The organism is Bacteroidales bacterium, from assembly GCA_041671145.1.
Classification (GTDB): Bacteria; Bacteroidota; Bacteroidia; order Bacteroidales; family JAHJDW01; genus JAQUPB01.
The window spans coordinates 1-19213 of the sequence record JBAZBZ010000006.1; the positions used below are offsets into that span (position 1 = coordinate 1).

The 19213-nt window shown below is 31.0% G+C and carries 19 protein-coding genes; 9 read left to right on the forward strand and 10 right to left on the reverse strand.

Going from position 1 to position 19213, the window contains the following annotated elements:
* A partial coding sequence (locus WC223_03335) for a cytochrome c3 family protein (protein ID MFA6923265.1) occupies window positions 1-652 on the reverse strand: 652 nt, incomplete at its 3' end.
* 316 nt (window positions 653-968) lie between these two features.
* Here WC223_03335 and WC223_03340 point away from each other — a divergent pair.
* Window positions 969-2474 (forward strand): NapC/NirT family cytochrome c, encoded by a 1506-nt coding sequence (locus tag WC223_03340; GenBank protein ID MFA6923266.1) that lies wholly within the window; start codon window positions 969-971, stop codon window positions 2472-2474.
* Between the two features lie 45 nt (window positions 2475-2519).
* Here the strand turns inward: WC223_03340 and WC223_03345 are convergent, their stop codons facing one another.
* On the reverse strand, window positions 2520-3215 hold the full coding sequence (locus WC223_03345) for a Crp/Fnr family transcriptional regulator (protein ID MFA6923267.1): 696 nt from the start codon (window positions 3213-3215) through the stop codon (window positions 2520-2522).
* 381 nt (window positions 3216-3596) lie between these two features.
* Here WC223_03345 and WC223_03350 point away from each other — a divergent pair, with 381 nt between their 5' ends.
* Window positions 3597-4895: a hypothetical protein gene (locus tag WC223_03350; GenBank protein ID MFA6923268.1), complete on the forward strand. Its 1299-nt coding sequence runs from the start codon at window positions 3597-3599 to the stop codon at window positions 4893-4895.
* A 99-nt stretch (window positions 4896-4994) separates the two neighbouring features.
* Window positions 4995-5390, forward strand: coding sequence for a response regulator (locus tag WC223_03355; protein ID MFA6923269.1), 396 nt, complete (start codon window positions 4995-4997; stop codon window positions 5388-5390).
* A gap of 300 nt (window positions 5391-5690) precedes the next feature.
* On the opposite strand, the gene WC223_03360 is transcribed toward WC223_03355, so the two are convergent.
* The 4 genes from WC223_03360 to WC223_03375 form a co-directional block, all read right to left on the reverse strand.
* The gene (locus WC223_03360; protein MFA6923270.1) at window positions 5691-6386 is read right to left on the reverse strand and encodes a Crp/Fnr family transcriptional regulator; all 696 of its coding nucleotides are present in this window, start codon (window positions 6384-6386) and stop codon (window positions 5691-5693) included.
* A gap of 193 nt (window positions 6387-6579) precedes the next feature.
* On the reverse strand, window positions 6580-7551 hold the full coding sequence (locus WC223_03365; GenBank protein ID MFA6923271.1) for a DUF5777 family beta-barrel protein: 972 nt from the start codon (window positions 7549-7551) through the stop codon (window positions 6580-6582).
* A 53-nt stretch (window positions 7552-7604) separates the two neighbouring features.
* Window positions 7605-7985, reverse strand: a complete 381-nt coding sequence (locus WC223_03370; protein MFA6923272.1) for a hypothetical protein — start codon at window positions 7983-7985, stop codon at window positions 7605-7607.
* 136 nt (window positions 7986-8121) lie between these two features.
* Window positions 8122-8511, reverse strand: coding sequence for a cytochrome c (locus WC223_03375; protein ID MFA6923273.1), 390 nt, complete (start codon window positions 8509-8511; stop codon window positions 8122-8124).
* 389 nt (window positions 8512-8900) lie between these two features.
* Here WC223_03375 and WC223_03380 point away from each other — a divergent pair, with 389 nt between their 5' ends.
* From WC223_03380 to WC223_03395, 4 genes are all read left to right on the forward strand, one after another.
* Window positions 8901-9359, forward strand: coding sequence for an Rrf2 family transcriptional regulator (locus WC223_03380; GenBank protein ID MFA6923274.1), 459 nt, complete (start codon window positions 8901-8903; stop codon window positions 9357-9359).
* 256 nt (window positions 9360-9615) lie between these two features.
* Window positions 9616-10923, forward strand: a complete 1308-nt coding sequence (hemA, locus tag WC223_03385) for a glutamyl-tRNA reductase (protein ID MFA6923275.1) — start codon at window positions 9616-9618, stop codon at window positions 10921-10923.
* Complete coding sequence (gene hemC / locus WC223_03390; protein ID MFA6923276.1) at window positions 10883-11815, forward strand: hydroxymethylbilane synthase; 933 nt, start codon at window positions 10883-10885, stop codon at window positions 11813-11815. Before hemA ends, hemC begins: the two co-directional genes overlap by 41 nt.
* A gap of 59 nt (window positions 11816-11874) precedes the next feature.
* A complete protein-coding gene (locus tag WC223_03395; GenBank protein MFA6923277.1) occupies window positions 11875-12642 on the forward strand; it encodes a uroporphyrinogen-III synthase in 768 nt (255 codons plus the stop codon).
* A 74-nt stretch (window positions 12643-12716) separates the two neighbouring features.
* Here the strand turns inward: WC223_03395 and WC223_03400 are convergent, their stop codons facing one another.
* The 4 genes from WC223_03400 to WC223_03415 form a co-directional block, all read right to left on the reverse strand.
* Window positions 12717-14723: a (Fe-S)-binding protein gene (locus WC223_03400; GenBank protein MFA6923278.1), complete on the reverse strand. Its 2007-nt coding sequence runs from the start codon at window positions 14721-14723 to the stop codon at window positions 12717-12719.
* A gap of 30 nt (window positions 14724-14753) precedes the next feature.
* Window positions 14754-16079 (reverse strand): FAD-binding protein, encoded by a 1326-nt coding sequence (locus WC223_03405; GenBank protein ID MFA6923279.1) that lies wholly within the window; start codon window positions 16077-16079, stop codon window positions 14754-14756.
* A gap of 12 nt (window positions 16080-16091) precedes the next feature.
* On the reverse strand, window positions 16092-16880 hold the full coding sequence (locus WC223_03410; GenBank protein ID MFA6923280.1) for an electron transfer flavoprotein subunit beta/FixA family protein: 789 nt from the start codon (window positions 16878-16880) through the stop codon (window positions 16092-16094).
* Window positions 16881-16958: 78 nt separating this feature from the next.
* A complete protein-coding gene (locus WC223_03415; GenBank protein ID MFA6923281.1) occupies window positions 16959-17411 on the reverse strand; it encodes a CBS domain-containing protein in 453 nt (150 codons plus the stop codon).
* Between the two features lie 219 nt (window positions 17412-17630).
* Between WC223_03415 and WC223_03420 the strand changes: the two genes are divergently transcribed.
* Both WC223_03420 and hemB read left to right on the forward strand, forming a co-directional pair.
* Complete coding sequence (locus WC223_03420; protein MFA6923282.1) at window positions 17631-18086, forward strand: Rrf2 family transcriptional regulator; 456 nt, start codon at window positions 17631-17633, stop codon at window positions 18084-18086.
* A 73-nt stretch (window positions 18087-18159) separates the two neighbouring features.
* Entirely contained in the window at window positions 18160-19143 is a 984-nt protein-coding gene (gene hemB / locus WC223_03425) for a porphobilinogen synthase (GenBank protein ID MFA6923283.1), read from the forward strand.
* Window positions 19144-19213: the final 70 nt, after the last annotated feature.

The window sequence follows — 19213 nt, forward strand, 5'->3', positions numbered from 1 at the left end:
AAATGGATGAATTAGGGCTCGAACGAGGCAATATCAAATGATTACCATGACAATCGTTGCAGGTCGCAGTAACAATAAGACCGCTTTTGAATAATCCTTTTCCATGAATACCTTCACTATAATTTTCAAGAATATTATGTTCATTAATATTATATGTAAGTGCAACCGGAGCTCCTTCCTTATGGCACTTTCCGCATAAAAACGGAATGTTCATTTTATAAGTAAGCGATTTAGGAGATGAGGATGGTAAAATATCATGTGCTCCGTGACATTCTTTGCAATTAGGAGCATAAGGTGCATTTAATTTCAGTGCTTGTCCATGTATGCCGGCAAAAAATTGTTTCTGAGCCGCCGAATGACAATTACTGCAATTTACGGGATTGAGCTTTTCGGGGTGAGGAAAATCTTTTACTGCAGCATCTTTATGACAAGAAGCACATGTTACATTTTTATGAACAGATTTATTTAAGGTTATATTGTTAACATATAAAGATTTGGTTTTTCCATCTCTTACTGTTTTTAAACTTGGTTCTTCATGACAGGTAAGACAATCACTATTGGATTGAGCAGGCAGTTTGTTCAAAAGTAAAAACAAGCAAACTGAAAAAAGAAATATTCTTTTATATAGAGAAATATTTATTGCTTCATTCATTCGTATAATAGCTGTGCATTTTTGTTGATTACAACATTACAAATAATAAATTATAATCTCACCCTTTCGGTTATACATCTTAATTATTTACGATGTATTCCATTTTTTAATATCATTTTTATCGTATATTATTTGGAATACTCATACGAAAAACAAGCTTCTACAAAGCTTTGCAGGTTAGTATATGGTTTTTATTAATTCTATTTTTGCATACTATATAATAAGAAATAAAAAATCTTTGATAGCTATAAACATATTTTATAAATATTTTTTTCTTTTTAAAATTATTTTTCAAAACATTTAAAAAACCTATGCAATGAAAAAAATAAAACTACCGCAATCTTACTTCAATTACATTTCTTTTCTGGGTACTATCATTGCTTTGATTGCATGGATATCATTTATATTTTTAATTGTTATGGTGGATGTATTTAATTCGGGAAATGTTTATTCCGAATTGTTTACTTATCTCGTTGTTCCCGTATTTCTGGTTTTAGGATTTATTTTGATTTTTTTTGGAATGTTTTTAAAAAGAAGAAGAGACAGAAGAGGACTCAAAGGAACTGATGATAAACTAATAATAAATTTAAAAGATAACAGAAAAAGAAATGCAATATTAATTTTTACAAGCATAACTGTATTATTTGTAATGTCAACTATTGTTAGTACTTATGAAGGGTTTCATTATACTGAATCTGTTGCATTTTGCGGAAAGCTTTGCCATAAAGTAATGAATCCAGAATTTGTTGCATATCAGAATTCTCCTCATGCAAGAATTAAATGTGCCGAGTGCCATGTGGGAGAGGGTGTTAGTTGGCTTGTGAAATCAAAAATATCGGGATTTCGTCAGGTTTTTAAATATTTGAATGAATCGTATCCAAGACCAATTTCAACGCCAATTGAAAATTTACGTCCTGCAAGAGAAACATGTGAAAAGTGCCATTGGCCTCAGAAATTTTATACCGACAAACTGCATCAGGAAAAATATTACCTCGCAGATTCATGCAATACCGAATGGAATGTAATATTAAATATGAAAATTGGTTCAAGCCACGAAGCTTTGGGTCTAAATCAGGGAATTCACTGGCATATAAATCCTGATATAAAAATGGCATATAAAGCAGATAAGAAACGCGAAACTATTTACTGGGTAGAACTAACAAATACTAAAACAGGAAAAAAAACAATTTATAAAGACGAAGAAAATACAATAAATGCAGATTCTCTTAAAAAATTACCTGCAAGGACAATGGATTGTATGGACTGTCACAACCGTCCTTCGCACGAATTCAGGTCTCCGTCTTATTATATAAATAATTTGTTTACATCTGATAAAATATCCACATCAATACCCTGGCTAAAGAAAATTGTGATGGATGCATTAAATGTTACATATCCAACAAAAGAAGCTGCTGCTGCGGGTATAAAAAAACAAATTACGAATTTTTATAAAGAAAAATATCCTTCTGTTTATAAAAAATATGATAAACAAATAGCAAATGCAATTTCCGAAATCCAAAATTCCTATTTTCAAAATGCATTTCCAGAAATGAAAGTAACCTATAAAGAATATCCGCGACATATAGGTCATCTCGAAACAAATGGATGTTTCAGATGTCATAACGACAAGCATAAATCACCTGAAGGAAAAACCATATCTAAGAATTGTTATCTGTGTCATTCAATTTTGGGACAAGGGAAAAAAGACAGTATTGTATTTTCTGATGTTAATAAATCCGTTAAATTTATTCATCCTGTTGATATCGGAAATGCTTGGAAAGAATCAAATTGCATGGATTGCCATTTTGATTTGTATAAATAAATTTCTGAAAAAACTCAAAAAAATTTGTATTACTTTAGGGCATCTTTAACCTTTTTGGCTGATAGTTTCAAGTTGCTTTTGGTTCAGAATTTTGACAGTATTATCAGCAAACTCGATAACTTTTGATTCATGGAGGGAATTTAATATTCGACTGACACTATCTTTACTTAATGCTGTAAGCTCAGCAATGTCGCCTCTATAAAGGGGAAATCCACTTGAATGATTAGGATATACAATGTCTTTATAATATAACAATGCTTCTGCTATACGACCGTGCATTTGTTTTTGTGTTAAACTTATAAATCTATTGAAATTGTATATTCCCTTTTTACTAATATCTTCAATATAACCAAATGCAAATTCAATATTTTTATGCATTAAATTTTTGAAAATTTCTACACTTATCAGACAAGCTGTTGTTTCTTCCATGGCTGCAACAGAGTAATGATGTATTTTATCTGTAAATGCTCCAGGTCCGCCAAGAAATTCGTTTGAGCGTACATATTGCAGGAGCAGGTTTTTTTTACCAAATCCTTCAATATAAATTTTAGCAAGACCTTTTGTGATAGAAACAATATGTGTAATCGGAGTTCCTTGTTTAAAAATAGTTTCTCCTTCGTTATAAATAACTTCTAACCTGTTTTCGTTAACAAGCAACAATTCCTCTTCGGTTAAACGATTGAAAATTTCATGCTTGAACTTACAATCAACACATGTATTTTTTTTGTCTTCCAGTAACATACTTAATATTATTTTTTACAAATTTATATAAAAATCACTATCAATTTCAGATTTGCAGCCAATATTTTTTTCTCTTAAAATCATTGTCCTGTCTTAATTGCCGATAGACATTAATTTTAACGCAAGACATTTATCTGGTTTTTATATGGTATAATCCCACATATTTTATTACAAACATTCATAAAATTAAAGATGTTTTTATTAAGGAAACCTGCTGCTTTCATTGGCTATTAAACTAATCCGTTAATTTCATATTTATATATTTGCCAAAAATAATTTAAACATATTTTTATTAAATATTCATACAAACAAAAAAATTAAATATTAAAACTATAAATAAAATAGAAACTAAATTTAATTAATTACTAAATTTTTAAACAGATGAAAAGAAAAATATTTTTACTAAGCATTCTTGCAATAGCGTTAGTAAGTTGCAAGAAAGTAGCAGGACCAGAAGGTCCCGCAGGAAAAGACGGAACTAATGGTTTAGATGCAAACGCAACCTGCAAACAATGCCACAATGCAACTGTTGTTGATGAAAAATCAACGGAATTCAAATTATCAAAACACTCTTATGGTACAGCTGCTTTTGAAGAAGCCGGAAGCACAGGTTGCGCTCCATGCCACGAATCAGAAGGATTTAAGTATGTATGTAAAAATAACATTCCTGCAACTTTTACTCTTTCCGGCAGTTCGTATGTAAATAATTATGCTGCTACATCTTCTACTTCTTATGGCGAAATTGGTTGTTTTACATGCCACAGCAGTTTACACACTACTTATGGTTATAGCGATATATCACCATTAACAACTACTGCAGCTGTCCCTATGACTATGTGGGGAGGAACAAAAACGATTAATATCACACAGAGCGGAGGTAAAAGTAATTTGTGTATAAAATGCCATCAGCCTAGACCAGTAACAAAATCAACTGATAAAAATGTTATTGACTATGCAGCATTATCCAGTAACCCAACAGCTGTTTTATATGATACAACAACGGGTGCTACAAATGTATTAAAGCCAAGTTACAGAACAGGCATACATTATGGTTCTGTTGGTGCAATTTATGCAGGAATAGGCGGTATTGAATTTTCAGGTTCCCTGAGCTACAGCAATTCTACTCATACAACAGTTGCTTCATGTCAGGATTGCCATACAGCAGCCATGACAGGCAAGGCAGGCGGACATACTTTTGTGGCAAAAGGAAACTTCAATGGTTGTAATGTTTCGGGTTGCCATTCAGCAAGTCCTATTACTGCAACTTCCACGAAATTTACTACTCCAAGAACCAATCATAAAACTTTACTTAACCAGCTGGCTGCAAAATTAAAACAGGATGGCATAGAAATTCTTAACAGAAATCCTGATACAGAAACAAACTTATGGGCAGGTTTAACTACAAATAATTATGATGGTTATTTGAACATTTATGACCCGGCTAGTAATCCCGATGGCGAAACAAATAATGCCGGTCAATTCAGGAATCCAAGCCCAGGTTCTTCGTGGACATCTGCACAAACAGCATATAATCTCACCTTACCTAAACTGAAATTGACAAATGCGCAAATGGGTGCAATCATAAATTTCCAGTTATGTTTGAGAGAATACAGTTTGGGTATTCATAATACTTCATACAGCGAAGCATTATTAACTAACTCAATAGCTGTATTGCCGTAAATACAATATTAATTAAAATAAATATTCTTACAAAAAGCCCGGCACAACTGTTCGGGCTTTTTTAAAAAAATAAGTTAAACTTTTTTAAAACTAATACAAATGCAAAAAAAGATATTAATAATAGATGATGACCATGACCTTGTCAGGTCTTTTCAGGTCATGTTGGAAAACAATGATTATTATGTTATCACTGCTTCAAACAGCAAAGAAGGGTTTGAAAAATTAAAAAATGAAAAACCTGACCTTTTAATTCTTGATGTAATGATGAATACAAACCTCGAAGGTTATAATATGTTGCATACAATAAAAAAAGAACCCGACATGAAAGACCTACCGATTATATTATTAACAGGTATGCTTGATACTATGGGAGTTAATCTGGTTTCAGGTGTTGATGATGAGAAAATGTTTCCTAATGTTACTTTTCATGATAAACCTATATATCCTGCAGTTCTTTTGGAATTGATAAAAGGATTAATTAGAGTTTGTCCATAATGTCCGATTTCTTCGTTATTCTCGTTTCAAAAATCAGTCATTTACTTTAGTAAACTCCTGATTTTTAAACCTCGAAAGCCTCGAACTCGAACATTCTGAACCAAACTCTCGACTTTATATACAGACACTAATTATACTTTAAATGACTACATTGTTAAATTGTTGTTTTAATAACTTACTTATTCTGTTGTTGGTTTATTTATAACAATTTAACAATTTTGTTTAAGCAAAAGCTAAATTTATAACTTCAATCTTCTATTTAAATGTCAACTTGCATTTGACCTGACATTACAATTTCAATTACCCTTTGATGCTGATTTTTTCTAGTTGTTTCCTGTTTAAAATTTTGATTGTACTTTCAGAAATTTCAATGATTTTGGACTCATGAAGGGAATTTAATATTCGGCTGGCACTGTCTTTGCTTAATGCTGTTAATTCAGCAATGTCCTTTCTGTAAAGAGGAAATCCATTTGAGTGGTCGGGATACACAGTATCCTTATAATATAATAATGCCTCTGCTATACGACCATGCATTTGTTTTTGTGTTAAACTGATAAATTTATTGAAATTATATATCCCTTTTTTACTGACATCTTCGATATAACCAAATGCAAATTCAATATTTTTATGCATTAAATCTTTGAAAATTTCCACACTTATAAGACAAGCTGTTGTTTCTTCCATAGCTATAACAGAATAATGATGTATTTTATCTGTAAATGCTCCCGGTCCGCCAAGGAATTCGGTTGGACGTACATATTGAAGTATGAGATTTTTTTTACTGACTCCTTCTATATAAATTTTGGCAAGTCCTTTTGTAACAGAAACTATATGAGTAATTGGTGTGCCTTGTTTAAAAATAACCTCACCTTCATTATAAACAACTTCTAATTTATTTTCATTAATAATCAATAATTCATCTTCTGTTAAATTATAAAAGATTTCGTGTTTGAATTTACATTCAACACATGTGGGACTTTTGTTTATTAATGCCATAGTTTGAAATGTTTTTGAACAAAATTTATTTCATAAGTATTACTAATTAGTGCCTGTCCATAAAGAGTTTGGTTCAGAATGTCCGAGTTCGAGGCTTTCGAAGTTTTAAAAATCAGGAGTTTACTAAAGTAAATGACTGATTTTTGAAACGAGAATAACGAAAAAATCGGACATTCTGGACAAACTCTTCTAATTAAAAGATTCTTGTAATATTAAATCCTATTACCAAATCACTTTTAAACCACCATTCTTTATCACCTTTTCCTATAAAAACATTCTGATTATAAACCATATTTCTTTGATAAGTTATTGCTTCGGCAGTGCTGACGAATAACTGAAATGAATGTGCCGCCGTTGCTTTTTCAAAACCAATAGCAATGTTTGGTTTAGGGTTTTTATAAACTTCAGTTTCTTTTATAAGTTTGGTAAAATTTTTATCATATTCAAACAAAAATGAAATAGTAGATGTAATATTAATTTTTCCCAAAACCGAAAGTCCGAAATTATCATTTCGCCTTATGCGATGAGCTAATGTATCTCCACTTGACGATTGAACAGAATTATTAGTTGTTTCGACTATATTGTAATGAGTGTACATTGGTGCAACCTGCAGATTAAAAAAATTACAGAATTTGTGTGAAACCAAAATTTCATGGAAGTATGAAAAGCGATGTGATTCTTTAAAATTGGGATAATCGAAGCTTTTCGTATCTCGGGCATCATACACAAGTGCTCCATAATATACCACTGAAACCGGAATTTTACCACTAATAGTTTGTTGTATCAGTCGCAATTTTACATTTGCATCCTGTTGTTTGTTGAATTTTGTGGTTCCAATACCAACCTGCAGATATTCAAGAATACTGTAATTTAATCCTATTCGTATGTTTGACGGAGAATAAATGCCCCATGCTTCTTTACTGCCTGTATTGATTTTACCGAATCTGTGATTAATCACTAATTCAAAAGATTTAGCATAATTCATCACGCAAGTTTGATTTTCCAGAAATACACCGCTGTTAAATGTATTATCCACAGATTTGTCAACTTTTTTACTTATTGAATCTTGACCAAATAAAAAGTTGATTCCAAAAATTAACAACATTGCTGCAAATATTACTCTGCTGCAAAAGAATTTACAAATTAATTTTATTAACAGTATCATTTTAAAAAAATTTAGAATTAAATTATTTATTAAACATTATTTTCTGAATTAAATTAATTGTTTTTTGCACCCTGATTGATCCAATTAAGTACTTTAGTTGCAAAACCGGAATTGGAATATGCTTCCATGCTGCCACCAACATTTATTTTTTTATATAATAAACTATTGGATGGAACAAGAGTGTCAATACAACTTTTTGTAAACAAATCATTGTAACAATTAGAAGTTGCCAAATCAACCCTTGCTCCGCCGGATTGGTGACAAATTGCACAATTGCTGGTAAAAAAAGGTTTTATATCATTAGCAAAACTAACTGGTGTAGCATTATTTTCAGGATAAATCACTTTCGGTTTCATTGTATCTTTTGTGCAACTCCCAATAAATCCAACAACAAATAATATAAAAATCAGGTTTTTAACTTTTATTTTTTTCATCCGTTCTTTAATTTTTTAATAAAAAATTTTTAATTTTAGTTTAAAATCATCAGATAAATTTTATTTACAAGAACTTTAAAATACCCTTGGATGCAGCGATGTCCAAGGGTATAATTATATTACAAAATAAAATGAATTAAAGCGAACGCATATAATTTACTAAATTCCATCTGTCATTGTCTCCTTTTATTTTATTTTTATAAGCAGGCATTTTACCAAAACCTTCGGTAGTATAATAAAAAATTTCGCCATCTGTAAAAGCTTTAAATTCTTTGCTTGTAAAATCGGATTTACCTGCCATTTTTCCGCCTTTACCTTCAGCACCATGACACATTTTGCAGTTTTTTGTATATAATTCTTTACCGGAAGCGATAGATTCTTTTTCCGACTTAACCGGATTCTTCATGTTTTTGTATTTTTCAGGTACACCATCTCCTTGATTAATGACTAAAGACATCATAAAAAAAGCAATCACCGGCAATACGGTAATAACAGTAATTTTTTTTACTTTTGAAATTGATTTCATAAGAGTTCCTCCTTTTTAGTTTAATTATTTTAAGACAAATTAGATACCAAAATTATTCTTTTCAAAGCTTTGGTGCAATATTTTGAAGCTTGTTTATGTCAGAAAAAACAAGATATTTAACATAAAAAAAGATGGTTTATATCAAATTGTCATTTTTTTATTAAACTAAAATATTGTTTATAATCATCCCGAAAGAGAAGCAGATAAAGGGAGAAACAAAGTTTTATTCTTCCTTTTTTTAATAATTCCTGAAAATAACCAAAATAATAAAAGAAAAATTTAATAATATATATAATATAGTATTTATAGGATATATTTAAAATTATATTAATTTTGAATTGAAGATTATCATCTGTTTCTGTTTTTTGCCTGCTTAATAATTTAACATAATGAAAATTAATACTAAAGTAAGATATGGTTTGCGTGTGATGATGGAGCTTGGGTTACATGATAATAAATCAGGTATGTATCAGAAAGAAATTGCACATAATCAAAAATTATCCGAAAAATACCTTGACCCCATTATAGCTGCGCTCAAAGTTTCAGGACTTATAATGAATTTCAGTGGCAAAAAAAGTGGTTATTTTATAGGTAAATCAAAGTCGGAAATTACAGTTTATGATATTTACCGAACATTTGAACCTGACTTTGAAATATCACATTGCCCAAAAATACCTGCAACCTGTTTTATTAAAAGAATGTGTGTTGCTAATGAAATTTGGATGGGACTTAACGATGTTATGTCAAATTACCTTAAAAAAATCACCCTGGACGATATTATTAAAAAACACAAAAAAATAAAACGATATATTGCTGAAGAAAACAGAGCTGTTGAGCATCTTAAATAATATCCACTATATAATTTTAGTATAGGTATAATTTATTGAACCATATTTTGATTTACGACTTACATCATAATTTTCCACGATATATTCCTTATTTTATTAAAACTCTTAACATAAAATTTGAGGAGTAATTATTGAAAAAACACACTGTTTACAACACATATTTAATTTATTAATAATTTATACTTGCGTATTTTTGTTAAACTTTTAATAGCACTTAAAGTACCCAATTTCATTTAATAATTTTAAAATCCGATTCATGCATTTTATAGTTGTAGGAATAAATTTTAAGACCGCAAAAGTTGATGTCAGGGAAAAATTTCATTTTGTAAATGAAAGTTTACCTGAGGCATTGGGCATACTTAATAGTTATAGCTCTGTCAAAGGCAGTGTTATACTTTCAACCTGCAATCGCGTTGAAATATATGCTTCAGTTAATAATATTGAAAACGGTTTTGCTGATATAATTGATTTCATAAGTAAATTTCATGAAATTCCTGTTGAACAGGTTTTACAATATATAATTAAAAAGAATTGTCAATCTGCGATTACGCATTTATTCAGGGTTATTGCAAGTTTAGAGTCAATGGTTATTGGTGAATATCAGATTCAGGGACAAGTTAAAAGTGCATACTTTACAGCAAAAGAAAACAATTCAACAAACAGTATGCTGAATAAGCTTTTTCAAACAGCAATTCAAATAGGGAAAAAAGTACGTTCAGAAACAAAAATCGGAGAAGGTTCGGTATCTGTTGCTACACTTGCCGTTGAAATGGTTAAACAAATATTTGAATATAAAAATAATTTAAATATTTTACTTATTGGTGCCGGAAAAATATCTACTCTGACTGCTTTAAATTTTCAGCAGCAATTTAAAAATTGCAATATTACCGTTACTAACCGCTCGGATATTAATAGTTTGGAATTAGCACAAAAATTCAACAGTAAAGTAATTGAATACGGAAAAAGATTCGAGTCAATTATTGATAATGATATAATAATTGCTTCAACAAGTGCTCCGAATTTTATAGTTTGCAAACATGAACTTTTAATGATGAAAGATGAATTAAAAGATAAAACCAGAATATTTATTGACTTATCAATACCAAGAAATATAGACCCTGAGATTAATTCAATAGAAAATTGTTTTGTATATTCTATTGATAATATTAATAAAATTATTGATTCAACTATTGATAAAAGAACCATAGAAATATCAAAAGCCGAAAAAATAATAAATGATATTTCAGAAGATTATTACGAATGGTATGCTAAACAATTTATTGTTCCAACAATGATAGAAATAAAAAAAGAATTAATTGTATTAAAACAAAACACATTATCTTCGTATGAAACTTTTTTAAATAATTTGGATGAAGAACAAAAAGATAATATAAATGAAATTCTTGATTCATATTCCGATAAAATTATTAAAGTTATTATGTTGAACTTTAGAAAAGCAAATTCTAAAGAGGATTTAATTGAAATCACAAAAACATTAAAGAACACATTTACTTTAGAAACTAATGAGCAAGAACAGAAAATACATTGTTGCCACACGTCCTAGCATTTTAGCTTTTACTCAAACACAACAAACAGTTGCGTTGCTTAAAGAAAAAAATCCCGATTTTGAATTTGAAATTATAAAATTTTCTACACACGGAGATAAGGTATCAGATAAACCACTAACAGAATTTGGAGGAACCGGTGTTTTTGTTAAAGAACTTGAAAATGCCATTTTACAAGGCAAAGCTGATTTTGCAATTCATAGTTTGAAAGATGTTCCTTCACTGCAGCCCGAAGAATTGCTCCTTGCTTCTTTTCCTAAAAGAGAAAATCCGCAGGATGTAGTTTTAACAAAAAATAATCTTAGTATTGAAGAAATTAAAGAAGATTGTATTATCGGCACAGGAAGTCCGCGAAGAATAGTTCAAATAGCTGCCATCAAACCAAAAGCAACTTTTAAAGATTTGCGTGGAAATATTGATACAAGAATAAAAAAACTTAACGAAGAACAATATGATGCAATTATTATAGCCGCTGCAGGACTTTTAAGGTTGGGAAAAACTATTCCTGAAAATGCATTTCTGCCAGTTGAAAAATGCTTACCGGCAATTGGACAGGGTACAATTGTTCTGGAATGTAAAAAGGATAATGAAGAATTAATAAAATTAATCAGAACAATAAATCATACTGAAACAGAAATTGCAGCAAAAGCCGAAAGAAGTTTTATGACCACAATTGGCGGTGGCTGCAAGTTTCCTTTAGCTGCTTATGCTGTAGTTAAAAATGATTTTATTTATTTGAGAGCAATGTTCGGAAATCATAAAACAAACAAAATTATCCGGTTATCAGATAAAGCGGATATGAATATGGCAGAAGAACTCGGAAAATATCTTGCAGAAAAAATAAAGGAAGAAGCAAAAAATGTTGGTATAGATTTTTTAACTGAAAATTGAGCGAAGCGAAATCGTTAACAACGAAGCTCGCCGGAACAGGAAACTTTAAACTCTTTTCAATGTCGTCATTAAAAAATAAAGTTATAATTTCCACACGACCGCTGTCTGAAAACGATGCAATGTCCGAATATTTGAAAACAAAAAGTGCGGTTATTCTTGAGTTTCCGATGCTCGAAATTATTCCTGCTGAAATAAATGATAAAATACAAAAATCAATAAATAATATTTCTAATTTCAATTGGCTTATATTTACGAGTAAAAATGGTGTAATTTATTTTTTTAATTTTCTTGAAAAAATAAAAGGAAATAAAATTATTCCTGATGTAATAAAAACAGCAGTTATCGGAAATAAAACTGCAGAGGAACTGGAGAAAAACGGAATTAAACCTTTTTTTATTTCATCAGGAAATACTTCAGAAACTTTTTTAAATGAATTGTTGGAAAAGCATATAAAAACAAATGATAATATTTTACTTGTACTTGGTAAACTTGCCGGAAATACAATAGAAGAAGGATTAAACAAAATTGCTGACATAACAAGAATTGACGTTTATAGAACTATTGAAACTAAAATTTATTCAAAAAAAATTATCGGAAAAATAAAAAGTGATAATTATGATATTATCATTTTTACAAGTCCATCGGGCTTTAATAATTTTATCAGAATAATGAAAGAAAACAATTGTGTGAAAAATTTCAAAATTGCCTGTATAGGTAAAACTACAGAAAAAGAAATTTTAAAACATGGATACAAACCTTTGATTGTACCGTCAAAGCCCGATGGATTGAGTTTAGCTTTGGAAATTGAAAAATATTTTAAATTGTAAAATCAAAATCATAAATAAAATTGTGAATTTGTGAGAATGAAACCATAAATTATTTTACCCTTTTATCTTTTTTATTACCCCAAAGATTCCGCAACTATTTCCGCAATATCTCTTACCGATACTTTTTCAGATGCTTTTTCATCTTTCAAACCATCTTCAAACATAGTAAGACAATAAGGACAAGCAACTGCAACTGTTGATGCTCCTGTGTTAAGTGCTTGCTGAGTTCGTTCAATATTTATCCGTTTTCCGACAGATTCTTCCATCCACATTCTTCCGCCGCCGGCTCCGCAGCAAAAACTATTGGTTCCGAAATCTTTCATTTCCAATATATTTTTTTTGTCAGCACAAGATTTAAGAATATTTCTCGGCTCACTAAAAACATCATTGTAACGGCATAAATAACACGAATCATGAAATACTGTTTTTCCTTCAATTTTTTTCGAGAGTTTTATTTTTCCTTCATTTATTAAATTATTTATAAATTGTGTATGATGAATTACTTCAAGCTCCGCACCGAATTGTCTGTAATCGTTTTTTAATGTTGAAAAACAGTGTGGGCAAGAAGTTATTATTTTTTTTATTCCATATTTATTAAATGTATTGATATTATCGTTAACTAATTTATCAAAAACAAACTCATTCCCAAGTCGTCTGAGCGAATCACCACAACATTTTTCTTCGTTCCCCAAAATAGCCCACGAAATTCCTGCATTATTTAATATTTGTGAAATTGCAACAGTAACTTTACGCGAACGGGAATCGAATGCTCCGGCACAACCTACAAAAAATAAATATTCAACATTTTTATTATTTTGTATTGTCGGAATGTCAATGTCTGTAGTCCATTTATTTCTGTCTGTCGGCGGAAGTCCCCACGGATTAAAACGATTTTCTGCAGATTCGAAAAAGGAAGTAAGTTCTTTTGGAAACTCCGATTTTTCCATAACAAGATGTTGTCGCATCTTTATGATTTTTGGTGTATGTTCAATGAATACAGGACATGCCTGCATACAAGCACCACATGTTGTACATTCCCATAAAGCTTCAGCAGATACACTTTCTTTAGTTTCGCTAATTAATGGAATCGACATTTCAGCATCAGCAGGAGCAGAGGCAAGCATATCGGGAGGACGCGATGCTCGTATTACAGAACCGTTTTTTAAGATATTTTGTTTGCAATGAAGAATCAATTCTTTTGGATTTAATGGTTTGTTGGTTATCGTTGCCGGACATACCGACTGACAGCGTCCGCATTCGGTACAAGCCATAAAATCAAGCAAATCTTTCCATGAAAACTGAACTATTTTTGAAACCCCAAATTCTTCTCCTTTATTAAATTTCATACGATGAACAGTTGAAACAATCTTTGGACTTCTGAAAAAGCAGTTTGGTAAAGCCGTCAGAATATGCAGGTGTTTGCTATAAGGTAAATAATTAAGAAAATAAAGCATAATTAAAGCATGCATCCACCATGCAATTCGGGAAATTACATGAACATCTGATTTATTAATATCATTAAAAAGAAATGTCAACCGGCTTGAAATAGGCAGCCAGTGAATCATTGATAAATTATTTAAATTAGCTTCAGAAATATTTGAAGTAAAATAAGCAATCATCAAAACAGAAATAAGAGATAGAATAAAAAAAGCATCGAATTTTGCTTCAACATGTTTTGGACGGAAAAAAACTTTTCTCATAACTGCAATAAGAACGCATACTATTACAACGAAAGACATAATATCTGCCGTAAAAAGTAATACACCATAAGGTACAGCACCTATAAAACTTAAATTAAATTTTGGAAAAATTCCATTAATAAAAAATTCCAGATAAACACACATAAGAATCATAAATCCCCAGAAAAGAAAAAAATGATTAATTCCAAATTTTCTTCCCACAACACGTGTTTGTCCGAAACCGTATTTTAGCAGTCCTTTTAGTCGAAACCATAAATTATCAAATCTGTTTTCCCAGCGCCCTAAACAAATAATTGCAAATAATTTTGAAATATTATTTAAGAAAAATACGATTGCCGTGATGAAAACTATTGTAAATATTATATGTTCAGTATTGTTCAAGCGATACTCCTTTCTTATGTTTACTAATATTTAATGAACTATTTTTGTATCAGATTGCTTTATTTTTTTTATTAATTCCGGGATAACTTCAAACAAATCGCCTACTATTCCTAAGTTAGCAACACTAAAAATAGGTGCTGACTTGTCTTTGTTTATAGCTATAATATATTCTGAATCCTGCATCCCGACGAGATGCTGTATTGCTCCTGATATACCACAAGCAATATATAATTTCGGATGAACTGTTTTTCCGGTTTGTCCAACCTGTCGGGAATGTTCAAGCCAGCCGCTGTCAATAGCACATCTGGAACCCGAAACTACTCCTCCTATGTTTTCCGCAAATTCTTCAAGCAACTTGAAATTTTCTTTTGAGCGCATGCCTCTGCCGCCTGAAACTAAAATGTTTGCCGCTGAGATATTCACGTTATCATTCTGGACTAATGAAATAATTTCAAGAACTTTTGTAGATATATCAGCTTCAGACATTGAAAATAGTTCTTCAATAAATTCTCCTTTTCTTTCAATTATATATTCGGGTTTTGGCATAACATGAGGTCTGACAGATGCCATTTGCGGTCTTTTTATTTCAGTAAGAATTGTAGCCATGATGTTTCCGCCAAAAGCAGGACGGGTTTGCTCAAGCAGCCGTTTTTTCTTGTCAATAGCGAGAGCTGTACAATCGGCAGTTAATCCTGTCTTTAATTTGGTGGCAACAGCGCCGGCGAGGTCTCTCCCAAGTCCGGTTGCGCCCATTAATACAATTTCCGGTTTATATTTGTTTATAAGATTAACCGTTGCATCAACATAAGCTTTCGTTCTATAATATTTTAGAACAGGATTATCTGTAACGTATACCTTGTCGGCTCCATAACAAAAAGCTTCTTTTGCCAGATGTTTAATATTTTCACCAATAACAAATGCAGAAAGCTCAACATTAAGATTGCTTGCCAACTCTCTTCCTTTTCCCAAAAGTTCCCATGATACATCATGTGCATTTCCGCTCACCTGTTCTACAAAAATCCAAACGCCTTTCCATTCATTAGTTTCATTTGAACCTTCCACCAAAGATTTTTCTGTCTCAGAATTTTCAGGTTGCTCATTAGTTTTTGTTTCATATTCTTTAAGAATATTTTCTTCTTCCGGTGTATAAAAAACTTCTATCGCATCAGACGGACATACTTTAATACATTTTCTACACCCAAAACATTTTTCAATATCAAAAACCGGTTCGCCAAGTTCATTAATTTCAATTGCATCAACAGAACAAGATGTTTGGCATCTTGCACCGCAGGAAATACATTTGCCTTCAATTAGCCGAACCTTTCCTCTCGGTTTCTTTTTAGGTTTTGGACTCATTTATTTTCTCAATTAAGTAGTGATAATATTTTTTTCTATTAATTTATTAAACATAAAATCGGCAGCTTTATGTTTTTGTTCTCCTTCACCTGTGATAGTTTCACCTTTTTCTCTGACTGGTGCAAAAATTCTTCTAACTTGTGTCGGAGAACCAGAAAGTCCGATTTCTTTAACATCAAGCTTTAATATGTCATTTGACCATAGTTTTACGCAATAACTTTCGGCTTCCAATCTGCATGGAACAGTAGGATAACGGGGCATATTAATTTCCCGCTCTACTGTGAGCATCACAGGCATTGATGTTTCAACAATTTCAATATAATTTTCAAGCTTTCGTTTTACTTTAATTCTTTTCCTTTCCAAATCAACATCTAAAATTTCATTGACCAAAGTAAGTTGAGAAATATCTAATCTTTGAGCAATACCCGGTCCCACCTGAGCTGTATCACCATCAATAGTTTGTTTTCCGCAGAAAATTATATCAGCAGGACGGGTTTCATTTATTTTTTTAATTGCAAAACTTAATACCATGCTTGTTGCTAAAGTGTCGGCACCTCCGAAAACCCTGTCGCTTAATAAAATTGCTTCATCAGCACCTATTGAAATTGCTTTTTTTAATACTTTTTCTGCTGAGGGTGGTCCCATAGAAATAACTGTAACATAAGCACCGTATTTATCCTTGAAGCGGATTGCTTCTTCAACCGCATTAGTATCAAAAGGGTTAGTAATAAAGGGAACTCCTTCTCTTATTAATGTGTTGGTCTCGGGATTTATACTCACCTGAGTTGTGTCAGGTACCATTTTAACACATACTATTACATGCATAAATAAACTCCAATTCTATTAATTAGTACATTATTTTTTTCTTTTTGGAAATTTTTATATCGATTCTATATTTACATATCCACCAGTAATGTACTTTTCAAGGTCTTTTATAGTAGCTTCCTGATGATGAATAATGCTGTTTACTATATCGCCAATTGAAACAATTCCAATTATTTTATTCTCATCGAGAACTGGAAGATGACGTATTTTTCTTTTTGTCATTATTGACATACATTCAAAAATGTCTCCTTCCTGAGAAATAGTAACTATTTCTTTTGACATAAAATCCTCAACATAATTTTCTAATGAAAATGATTCTGATTGATAGCTTTTACGCGCATAATCTCTTTCCGAAAATATTCCCAGAATTTTATCATTTTCAATTACTAAAATTGCTCCTATGTTTTTTTCTGCCATTTTTTTTAATGCATCAATAATTTTAGTTTTAGGACCAATGCTATATATAGCATTTCCCTTTTCTTTTAGAATGTTTCTGATAGTTTTCATTTTTTTAGTTTTTTAAATTTAACGTAATTTTTTTATTTATCATATAAATCCTATTCATATTATAGGACAAATATACAACAATAAAAGAGCAAAACAAAATATTTTTATAAATTTTTTACAGGATATTTTTTTAAGAAATAATAGTTTTAACAAACATTTGTTAATTTTGCAGAAAAGCAGCTATAAATATTTAGAGTTTAATTTTTTAAAATAACTTTTATGAAAGTTAATACTAAAATAAGATATGGTTTAAGAACCATGATGGAATTGGGTTGTCCTGAAAATAAAAAAGGAATTCTTCAGAAAGATATTGCTATAAATCAGGAATTGTCCGAAAAATATCTTGACCCGATTATTTCTGCTTTAAAAGTTGCCGGTTTAATCAGCAATGTGGGCGGCAAGAAGAGTGGATATATTCTGAGTAAATCCAAATCAAAAGTTAAAATTCTGGATATATTTAAGGCATTTGAACATGGTCCTTTTATTGTACAATGTATTGATAACCCTTCGGTATGCAACAGGTCGGAAAATTGTGTTGCCAGAGAATTCTGGACAGGACTTAATAATGTCATCATTGAATATCTTAAAAACACATCACTTGAGGAACTTTGTTTACGATGCAAAAAACAAAATACACCCATTAAAAAAAATAAAATCAAGCGTGTTATTAAATAAATTTATATATGCATAGAGCGTTTTGATAAAACCTGTTAATTTTGAAAATTACTAATTATAAATATAAAAATATATGACTTTTCCAGTAACCAGATTAAGAAGATTAAGAAAAAATCCTATTTTAAGAAATATGATTTCCGAAACATCAATCAGTGTTGATGATTTGATAATGCCTTTGTTCGTTTGCCCCGGCAAAAAAGTAAATAACCCGATTTCATCAATGCCTGGGAACTCCCAATTATCAGTTGATTTGCTGGTGGAAGAATGTAAAAAAATATTGGATGCCGGAGTAAAATCGGTTTTACTTTTCGGAATTCCCGAAACAAAAGATGAACACGGACTTGTTGCATGCAGCGAAAATGGTATTGTTCAGCAGGCAATACGTGCAATAAAAGAAAAACTGCAAAATAATTTGCTTGTTGTTGCCGATGTTTGCAATTGCGAATACACAACTCACGGACACTGCGGCACAATTGTTGACGGTGATGTTGACAATGACTTGACTCTCGAAACACTTTCCAAACAATCATTATCGCTTACAAAAGCAGGAGCTGATATTATCGCTCCCAGCGATATGATGGATGGTAGAGTGAAAGCAATAAGAACTATTCTTGACGAAAATGGATTTTATAATACACCAATTTTATCTTATGCTGCTAAGTATGCTTCCGGATTTTATGGCCCTTTCAGAGAAGCCGCTGAGTCGGCACCAAAATTTGGTGACCGCAGGAGTTATCAGATGAACCCTGCAAATTCAAATGAAGCAATGCGCGAAATTCAACTCGACATCGAAGAAGGTGCCGATATTATAATGATAAAACCTGCATTGAGTTATCTTGATATTATTCGCAGAGCAAAAGATACTTTCAACATTCCAATTGCTGCATATAATGTCAGCGGTGAATTTTCAATGGTTAAGGCAGCAGCAGCAAACGGCTGGATTGATGAAGAAAGAATAATGCTCGAAATAATGACTTCTATTAAAAGAGCCGGTGCCGATATTATTATTACTTATTTTGCAAAGGAGGTTGCGAAAATATTAAATAAACAAAAATGACTTCAGAATATTCTTGTAATTATAAGTATTTTGTAAAATCATTTGTATTAACAAACCTTATTGCACAAAC

Excerpts from the sequence above, each read along its gene's own strand:
- WC223_03340 (MFA6923266.1), top strand. The coding sequence starts at position 969 with ATGAAAAAAATAAAACTACCGCAATCTTACTTCAATTACATTTCTTTT.
- WC223_03345 (MFA6923267.1), bottom strand. The coding sequence starts at position 3,215 with ATGTTACTGGAAGACAAAAAAAATACATGTGTTGATTGTAAGTTCAAG.
- WC223_03350 (MFA6923268.1), top strand. The coding sequence starts at position 3,597 with ATGAAAAGAAAAATATTTTTACTAAGCATTCTTGCAATAGCGTTAGTA.
- WC223_03355 (MFA6923269.1), top strand. The coding sequence starts at position 4,995 with ATGCAAAAAAAGATATTAATAATAGATGATGACCATGACCTTGTCAGG.
- WC223_03360 (MFA6923270.1), bottom strand. The coding sequence starts at position 6,386 with ATGGCATTAATAAACAAAAGTCCCACATGTGTTGAATGTAAATTCAAA.
- WC223_03365 (MFA6923271.1), bottom strand. The coding sequence starts at position 7,551 with ATGATACTGTTAATAAAATTAATTTGTAAATTCTTTTGCAGCAGAGTA.
- WC223_03370 (MFA6923272.1), bottom strand. The coding sequence starts at position 7,985 with ATGAAAAAAATAAAAGTTAAAAACCTGATTTTTATATTATTTGTTGTT.
- WC223_03375 (MFA6923273.1), bottom strand. The coding sequence starts at position 8,511 with ATGAAATCAATTTCAAAAGTAAAAAAAATTACTGTTATTACCGTATTG.
- WC223_03380 (MFA6923274.1), top strand. The coding sequence starts at position 8,901 with ATGAAAATTAATACTAAAGTAAGATATGGTTTGCGTGTGATGATGGAG.
- hemA (MFA6923275.1), top strand. The coding sequence starts at position 9,616 with ATGCATTTTATAGTTGTAGGAATAAATTTTAAGACCGCAAAAGTTGAT.
- hemC (MFA6923276.1), top strand. The coding sequence starts at position 10,883 with ATGAGCAAGAACAGAAAATACATTGTTGCCACACGTCCTAGCATTTTA.
- WC223_03395 (MFA6923277.1), top strand. The coding sequence starts at position 11,875 with ATGTCGTCATTAAAAAATAAAGTTATAATTTCCACACGACCGCTGTCT.
- WC223_03405 (MFA6923279.1), bottom strand. The coding sequence starts at position 16,079 with ATGAGTCCAAAACCTAAAAAGAAACCGAGAGGAAAGGTTCGGCTAATT.
- WC223_03410 (MFA6923280.1), bottom strand. The coding sequence starts at position 16,880 with ATGGTACCTGACACAACTCAGGTGAGTATAAATCCCGAGACCAACACA.
- WC223_03415 (MFA6923281.1), bottom strand. The coding sequence starts at position 17,411 with ATGAAAACTATCAGAAACATTCTAAAAGAAAAGGGAAATGCTATATAT.
- WC223_03420 (MFA6923282.1), top strand. The coding sequence starts at position 17,631 with ATGAAAGTTAATACTAAAATAAGATATGGTTTAAGAACCATGATGGAA.
- hemB (MFA6923283.1), top strand. The coding sequence starts at position 18,160 with ATGACTTTTCCAGTAACCAGATTAAGAAGATTAAGAAAAAATCCTATT.